The organism is Klebsiella sp. 28, from assembly GCF_018223905.1.
Taxonomy (GTDB): domain Bacteria; phylum Pseudomonadota; class Gammaproteobacteria; order Enterobacterales; family Enterobacteriaceae; genus Klebsiella; species Klebsiella pneumoniae.
In genome coordinates, this window is sequence record NZ_JAGRQY010000003.1 from 1 (window position 1) to 5,808 (window position 5,808).

Annotated in this window: 6 protein-coding genes; 2 read left to right on the plus strand and 4 right to left on the minus strand. The window is 56.7% G+C overall.

The window, feature by feature from the left end:
• From KHQ28_RS00565 to KHQ28_RS00580, 4 genes are all read right to left on the minus strand, one after another.
• Positions 1-1,441: ATP-binding cassette domain-containing protein (locus KHQ28_RS00565; protein WP_211777545.1), on the minus strand; the 1,441-nt coding region annotated here is incomplete at its 3' end.
• Entirely contained in the window at positions 1,434-2,429 is a 996-nt protein-coding gene (hlyD, locus tag KHQ28_RS00570) for a secretion protein HlyD (protein ID WP_002895745.1), read from the minus strand. The genes KHQ28_RS00565 and hlyD, both read right to left, overlap by 8 nt.
• Entirely contained in the window at positions 2,429-3,088 is a 660-nt protein-coding gene (cecR, locus tag KHQ28_RS00575; protein WP_002895746.1) for a transcriptional regulator CecR, read from the minus strand. Before cecR ends, hlyD begins: the two co-directional genes overlap by 1 nt.
• Positions 3,089-3,161: 73 nt before the next feature.
• Positions 3,162-4,085 (minus strand): LysR substrate-binding domain-containing protein, encoded by a 924-nt coding sequence (locus tag KHQ28_RS00580; RefSeq protein ID WP_032419162.1) that lies wholly within the window; start codon positions 4,083-4,085, stop codon positions 3,162-3,164.
• Between KHQ28_RS00580 and KHQ28_RS00585 the strand changes: the two genes are divergently transcribed.
• Together KHQ28_RS00585 and KHQ28_RS00590 are read left to right on the plus strand one after the other, a co-directional pair.
• Positions 4,077-4,214 carry a hypothetical protein gene (locus KHQ28_RS00585; RefSeq protein ID WP_004142057.1) on the plus strand — a complete coding sequence of 46 codons (138 nt, stop codon included), beginning with the start codon at positions 4,077-4,079 and terminating at the stop codon, positions 4,212-4,214. The genes KHQ28_RS00580 and KHQ28_RS00585 overlap by 9 nt on opposite strands.
• A gap of 287 nt (positions 4,215-4,501) precedes the next feature.
• The coding region (locus tag KHQ28_RS00590) for an MFS transporter (RefSeq protein ID WP_211777546.1) at positions 4,502-5,808 on the plus strand (1,307 nt) is incomplete at its 3' end.

The following is a 5,808-nucleotide window of genomic DNA, read 5'->3' on the forward strand; positions in this document are numbered from 1 at the left end:
TATCGGGTTCATGCATCAGGGAGCAGGCCAGCGCCAGCCGCTGCTTGTAGCCGAGCGGCAGCTCGTCGGCGGCGTGGCGGGCGATACTTTCCAGGCCAAAGGCATCGCTCATCCGGGCGATTTTTTCATTTTGCGCCCGGCCGCGCAGGCCATAGACGCCGGAGAAAAAGCGCAGGTTTTGCTCGACGCTGAGGTTGCCGTACAGGGAAAATTTTTGCGCCATATAGCCCAGATGCTGGCGCGCCTTGCCAGAGCTGACCTTGAGATCCATTCCCAGCACCAGCGCTTTGCCGGAGGTGGGCACCAGCAGGCCGCACATCATTTTGAAGGTGGTGGATTTCCCGGCGCCGTTGGGGCCGAGCAGGCCGAAAATTTCACCGCGCTTAACCTGGAAATCGACATGGTCGGTAGCGGCGAAATCACCAAACTTTTTCGTTAACGACTGGGCTTCAATGACCGTTTCCTCTTTGCTGCCGTCAACGCGATGGATAATCGCCCCCAACGGCGATTCAGCGGTCCCGGCGCCGCCGAGCAGGTCGATAAACGCATCTTCAAAGCGCGGCGCGGTGTCGGCCACCTGCAGCGGCGGCATGTCGCCATGCTGCTGGACGTCCTCAATGCGCGCGTCCTTTTTCAGGATCAGACGCACCGATTTGCCCTGGATCACCCCGTCGCTAACCTGCGGCAGCTTCAGCGCCCGCTGCAGCAGGCGGCGGTTGTTCTCCTGCGGGCTGGAAACCAGAAAGCTGCGCCCGGCCATGGTTTGCGTCAGCGCCGTCGGCTCCCCTTGATAGAGCAGTTTGCCTTCGTTCATCAGCAGCACATCGCGACACTGCTCGGCTTCATCGAGATAGGAGGTGCTCCACAGGATCAGCATGCCGTCGCCGGCCAGCTCGTGCACCATCTGCCATAGCTCGCGGCGCGAGATAGGGTCGACGCCGACGCCGGGCTCATCGAGCAGCAGTACTTTCGGATCGCCCACCAGGGTACAGGCGAGGCCCAGCTTTTGCTTCATCCCGCCGGAAAGCTTGCCTGCCAGCCGTTCGGTGAATGGACCAAGGGAGGTGAACTCCAGCAGGCGGTCGAAAATTTTCTTCCGCGCCTCGCCGGTGACGCTGCGCAGGTCGGCGTACAGGGTCAGGTTTTCCATCACCGTCAGATCTTCATACAGGCCGAACTTCTGCGGCATATAGCCGAGCACCGCGTGCAGGGCGCTGTCGTCTTTTAGCGGGTCGAAGCCTATCACGCTGGCGCGACCCTCATCAGGCTTGAGCAATCCGGCGAGCATTCGCATCAGGGTGGTTTTCCCCGCGCCGTCGGGCCCCACCAGCCCGGTGACGTAGCCGGCGCGGATCGTGCAGGTGAGCGGCGCTACCGCTGGCCTGTCCATACCGGGAAAACGGCGGCTCAGGCCGTTTAAGGCGATGACGGTCTCACTCATGTCCGTTCCCGTGGCTAAAGGAGATGGTCACCGGCATTCCCTGGCGCAGCGCGCCGTCGGCATCAGTCACCACAATGCGCAGACGGTAGACCAGATCGGTGCGCAGATCCGGGGTCTCGACGGTCTTCGGCGTGAATTCAGCGCTCGGCGAGACAAAACCGATTTTGCCGTGATAGGGCTTATCCGGCCGGCTGTCGGTATAGAGCAGCACTTCTTGTCCCGGCTGCGCCTGGCCGAGGTTTTTCTCGTCAACATAGGCGCGGACCCACACCGGATGCGTTAACGACAGGGTCAGTACGGTACCGCCGGCGTTGAGCATAGTGCCGGGCTCGACGGCGCGGGTCATCAGCGTACCGTCAGAAGGGGCGGTGAGCACGGTATCGTGCAGGTCCAGTTTGGCCTGGGCCAGCGCCGCCTGCGCCTGTTCCAGACTGGCTTTGGCCTGGGCAATCTCCTGCGGGCGGTTACCGGCGCGATACTGACGCAGCTTATCCTGCGCCGATTTGAGCGTTGCCTGCGCCTGATCGCGCGAGGAGCGGGCATTCTCCAGATCGTTGGCGGAAATGGCGCTGCTGGCGCGCAGCCCGAGCTGGCGCTGATAAAAGTTTTGCGCATAGTCGTAAGCGGCCTGCGCCTGTTTCACCGCCGCCGCGGCCTGGGCAATCTCTTCCGCGCGGTAGCCGGCCATCATCAGGTCATACTGCGCCTGGGCGGTGGAGACATTGGCCTGGGCCTGCAGCAGGGCATTTTCATACGGCGCGCGGTCAAGCTCGCCGAGAGTTTGCCCGGCGCGGATGCTGTCGCCTTCGTCGACGGTCAGCGAGGCCAGCCTACCGCCAACGCGGAAGCTCATGTTGACGGTGCGGATATCGACATTGCCATACAGGGTCAGCGGCTGCTGCCGGCTGCTCTGGTACCACCACCAGCCGCCGCCCAGCGCGGCGAGAAGAATCACGATCAGCAGAATGACGACGACGGGTTTTTTCATCAGCCCAAACTCCTTTGCGATAACCCATGCAGGATGAAATCGATATGACAGGTAATGACTTCGAAAATCTGTTCCGTTTTTTGCGCGTCAAACTGCGTCCAGCCGGTGCGCAGCAGGATAGTTTCACGCCCGAGACGGAAAGCGAGCACCTCGCCCAGCAGGGCGTGGGTATGGAGGATCATTTGCGTATCACTGGCTTCGCAGCCGGTCCAGGCGGCAATCAGCCGGGTGAGATAATGGTGCAGGGGGGCAATCACCTGCTGGTGGATCAGATGGTAGGCGGCGGTCGGCGCCAGCTGCTCACGGGAAATGAATTTGCTTAAGTTAACCGTATCGTCCTGGGTGAGCAGCAGGATCATGTTGTGGCAGGCGCTAAGGATGAGGTCGCGGATCGCCTGGCGATCCGGCGCTTCCCCGGCAAGCAGGTGCTCCGCCGCTTCGGCCTGCGGGCGAAAATTGTCGCCGATAAAATCGGCGATCCACTGGGCGCAGGCAAGATACAGATCGTCTTTCGAGCCAAAATAATAGGTGATAGCGGCGATATTCTGCCCGGCCTGGGCGGCGATATCGCGGGTGGTGGCGTGCTGGCCGTACTCGCCAAACTGGGCGATAGCGGCCGCGATAAGCTGATTTTTTGCCTGTTCGCCTTTACTGGTCATCGCGCTCGGTAAAAGTTAATCAATCGATTGATTAACTTTAGGCGCCGACTGGCGGTTTGTCCACCAGCCGGGATCAAATATGGAACCCTTCCTCTTTCAGCTCTCCGGCGACCCAGGAGAAGAAGCGCTGGACCTTCTCCTTCTGTTCATTAGCGTGGGGGAGGACGAAGTGGTGCGCGCCGACCGGCATGCTCCGCTCGTCGGCAAATACCGGCGTCAGCTGCCCCTGGCGCACGTGTCCGCTGGCCAGCAGATTGCTCTCGAGGATCACGCCCATTCCCATTCTGGCCGCCTCGATGCTCATATATGACCGGTCGAAATTAAAAATGAAGTTTTTATGCCAGCCGCGGACCTTGTGCCACGACAGCCAGTTGCTCCAGTTAATCAAGGTGCTGTCGGAGTGGATCAGATCGCAGGCCAGCAGATCTTCCACAGCCTGCACAGGATGGCTGGCTAAATAAGACGCTGCGCTGTAGGGCAGGACGCGCTCATTTTTAATAGTTCTGACCAGCAGCGTCGGCCACTGTGACAGCCCGTGACGAATATCGATATCAATATTATCCCGGGAGAACTGGATGCTTTCGTATGAACAGGTCAGGCTGATTTTTAACGCCGGCCACGCCTGGCGGAATTTATCCAGACGGGGCATCAGCCATAGCAGGCCGAAGCTCGGCGCCGAATGAATGCGTAAATAATCCTGATGGATATCGTTGATCACTTGGCTGGTGGCCTGGCCAATCATATTTAGCGCCCCGGAGACCTCTTTGAGATATTTTTCTCCCACCGCCGTTAACGTGACGCCTTTGCTGCTGCGGGAGAACAGTTTTTTCCCCAGAAAGTGCTCCAGGCTAGCTATCTGATGGCTGACCGCCGAGGCGGTAATATTGAGATTCTCTGCGGCCAGGTTAAGGCTGCCGGTAGCGGCGACTTCAATAAAAGCCTGGATATTGCGTAAAGAGGGCATCGGCAGATTTTTATTGGGTAGCGGTTGGCTCATGGCGGCATCCTGCGCGGGGCGCGAATAAAAGAAAATAGCGAACAGCGTGGCGCAGCCGGGATGTACAGCATAGGGAAAAGCGAAAAAACAACGTTAATTTGTGATGGGCTTAACAATTTATCTTGTTAAAAGCGCGCAGGTCAGTAAACGCTAAAAATTTGCGGGAAGTCACTAACTCAATTTTTCTCAATCATAATTGAGGTTTTTTGAATGCCGTTTCATTTTGGGGTTGTTATATTCCTCTCACAGGCCTGATAACAAACTGCGATGTGCTTGCATCGCAATTATAAAACACCTAACCACCTGTTTCGCTGGCGAAAAGCATTTATCTCTTGCTCCTGTATGGATAGTAAAACGCGGTGATCCGAAGCGGCAGCTTACAGCGAAGTGGATGAGGTATAAAACGAGGAAACCCTATGTCACGTATAGATACGCTGGTCTGTACTGACGCCAGGAAAACGAAATATCGTTTCGTGGTTTTGACGATGATTTTTCTGGTGTATGCCATCAATTACGCCGACCGAACGAATATTGGCGCGGTACTGCCTTTCATCATTGATGAGTTTCATATCAATAATTTTGAAGCCGGGGCCATCGCCAGTATGTTTTTCCTCGGCTATGCGGTAAGCCAGATCCCGGCCGGCTTTTTCATCGCCAAACGCGGTACCCGGGGGCTGGTATCGCTCTCCATTTTCGGCTTCTCCGCCTTTACCTGGCTGATGGGCACGGTGAGCTCGGTGTTTGGCCTGAAACTGGTGCGGCTGGCACTGGGGCTGAGCGAAGGGCCTTGCCCGGTGGGGCTGGCTTCCACCATAAATAACTGGTTTCCACCAAAAGAGAAAGCCACAGCAACCGGCGTTTACATCGCGGCGACCATGTTTGCGCCGATTATTGTGCCGCCGCTGGCGGTGTGGATTGCGGTAACCTGGGGCTGGCGGTGGGTCTTTTTCTCTTTTGCTATACCCGGAATTGTGGCGGCCATCGCGTGGTATCTGCTGGTCAAATCCAAGCCTGCTGAGAGCGGATTTGTTTCCCAAAGCGAACTGGCAGAGATTAATGCCGGGCGTGAAAGTCATAATAATAGCGTACGCGAAAATATCTTAATTGCCGAAAGATTTACCTGGCTGGATAAAATCATTCGGGTAAAGAAAATGGCGCCAATTGATACGGCGAAAGGCTTATTCACCTCAAAAAATATTCTCGGTGACTGCCTGGCGTATTTTATGATGGTTAGCGTGCTGTACGGATTATTAACCTGGATCCCCCTGTATTTAGTGAAAGAGCGCGGTTTCGATGTAATGAGTATGGGCTTCGTGGCCAGTATGCCGTGCATCGGCGGCTTTATTGGCGCGATCGGCGGCGGATGGGTTTCGGATAAGCTATTAGGCCGCCGGCGTAAACCCACCATGATGTTCACTGCGGTGTCAACGGTGGTCATGATGCTAATTATGCTGAATATCCCGGCCAGCACCCTGGCAGTTTGTATTGGATTATTCTTTGTCGGCTTTTGTTTAAATATCGGCTGGCCAGCCTTTACCGCGTACGGTATGGCCGTTTCGGATAGCAAAACCTATCCAATCGCCTCTTCCATAATTAATAGCGGCGGCAACCTCGGTGGATTTGTCGCGCCGATGGCGGCTGGTTTCTTGCTTGATAAAACTGGGAGTTTTAATTCTGTATTTACCTATTTTGGTATCTGCGCCGCCATTGGTTTGGTGGTGAT

Coding starts and splice junctions, on each gene's coding strand:
- KHQ28_RS00580 (WP_032419162.1), bottom strand. CDS start 4,085: ATGAGCCAACCGCTACCCAATAAAAATCTGCCGATGCCCTCTTTACGC.
- hlyD (WP_002895745.1), bottom strand. CDS start 2,429: ATGAAAAAACCCGTCGTCGTCATTCTGCTGATCGTGATTCTTCTCGCC.
- cecR (WP_002895746.1), bottom strand. CDS start 3,088: ATGACCAGTAAAGGCGAACAGGCAAAAAATCAGCTTATCGCGGCCGCT.